This window comes from Kitasatospora sp. NPDC094016, from assembly GCF_040304045.1.
Taxonomy (GTDB): domain Bacteria; phylum Actinomycetota; class Actinomycetes; order Streptomycetales; family Streptomycetaceae; genus Kitasatospora.
Genome location: NZ_JBEOUK010000109.1, coordinates 1 through 1,438, shown reverse-complemented (window position 1 = coordinate 1,438; position 1,438 = coordinate 1). Strand labels below are relative to the sequence as shown.

At 70.1% G+C, this 1,438-nt stretch carries 1 protein-coding gene; it reads right to left on the bottom strand.

Going from position 1 to position 1,438, the window contains the following annotated elements; all coding sequences use genetic code 11:
• Positions 1-172: 172 nt before the first annotated feature.
• On the bottom strand, positions 173-1,396 hold the full coding sequence (locus ABT015_RS37910; protein WP_350887904.1) for an IS4 family transposase: 1,224 nt from the start codon (positions 1,394-1,396) through the stop codon (positions 173-175).
• Positions 1,397-1,438: the final 42 nt, after the last annotated feature.

Genomic DNA, 1,438 nt, shown 5'->3' with positions numbered 1-1,438 from the left:
CCAATGCCGGTGACTTTAGGTTGTTGCCGGCTGGGTGATCGTGACGGTTGCCGGTATTGGTGGTGGCCAGTTGCGGTGCTGGGCGCGTTTGAGGGGCCAGTTGGACATCTTGCGTTTGATGACGCGGGGGCAGGTCCGCTGTCGGCGTTGGGGCAGCAGGCGTTCGGCGATCTCAGCCAGGGTGCGGGTGAGTGCCCTGGCGAGTCTGCCGGGGGGAAAGTCCCGCCTGGGCGGGTACTTGGCGGCGCACGACCCGCAGGCAGCGGGTGAAGGACAGCCGGTCGGGGTCGATGCCCTCGTGCAGGGCTGCCTGGTGCATCAGCTGTCGGATCGCGTAGTGGACGAGCAGGAGGCCGTAGACCTCCTGCTCGACTCCCCATGGGTACTTCGATCGCAGGACGAGCTTGGGGCCGCGCTGGTGGGTCTTGATCTCGTCCAGGGTGGTCTCGATCTCCCAGCGCTGGGCGTAGAGCGCCGCGAGTTCGGCGGCCGGTGCCTCGTTCGGATCGAGGAGGGTGGTGACCAGGCGGTAGACGGTCGCGTCGCCGGTGCGGGCCAGGGTGTACTCGACGACCCGGACGGCCACCGGGTTGCGGCGGGTCCTGCGGTCCTGCTCGGCGTGGATCGTGCTGAGGTAGGAGCCGTCGTCGAGCACCCGCAGCACCGGCAGTGCCGCGTTCTTCTTGACCCGCCACAGCAGGTCCGCGCCGGTGGCCCGTGCCTGCTGCCACAGCTCGAACCCGTAGAAACCGCGATCGGCCAGCAGCAGCATCCCCGCTTGCAGGTGGGCGAACAGCTGCCGGGACAGGGTCTGCTCGCTGACCGACAGCGGCCCCAGCGCGGCGCCGAACACGGTGTGGGTGCCGCACTCCGCCAGAGCGACCAGCCTGGCCTGCGGGAACGCGCCGATCCCGCGACCTGAGCCCGGACGGCCGAAGAACTCGTCGTTGGCCTCGGTGTCCGCCAGGTCCAACGTGGTGCCGTCCACCGCGACCAGCCGCCAGCGCCGGTACCGGGCACCCGCCGTCCCGGGCACCGCCACGGGACGGCACACCCGCGCGAACAGCACCTTGACAGGCTCGACCCCAAGCCGCCGCCGTGCCCGGCCGATCGCGGCGGTCGTGGGCACCCGCCACGACCGCCGCCCGTCTCCGAGCCCCTCGCCCAGCAGCCGGGCGACCTCCTCGTAGCCCTGCCCGAAGAACAGGCACATCGCCAGGACGAAGTACACCACCACCCGCGCCGGCAGCAGACGGCTGCGTTTCTCACCCCGCCCGGTCTCGGCGATCACCTCATCGACCAGACCCGGCGGAAACGCCTGGGTCAGCACCCCGATCGCGATCCGGTCCGACAACCGCTCACTCGCAGGCGACTTGACCTGCCCCACTCTCGCCACACCACAACCAACGAGACAGGCACCCCAAAGTCACTGGCATTG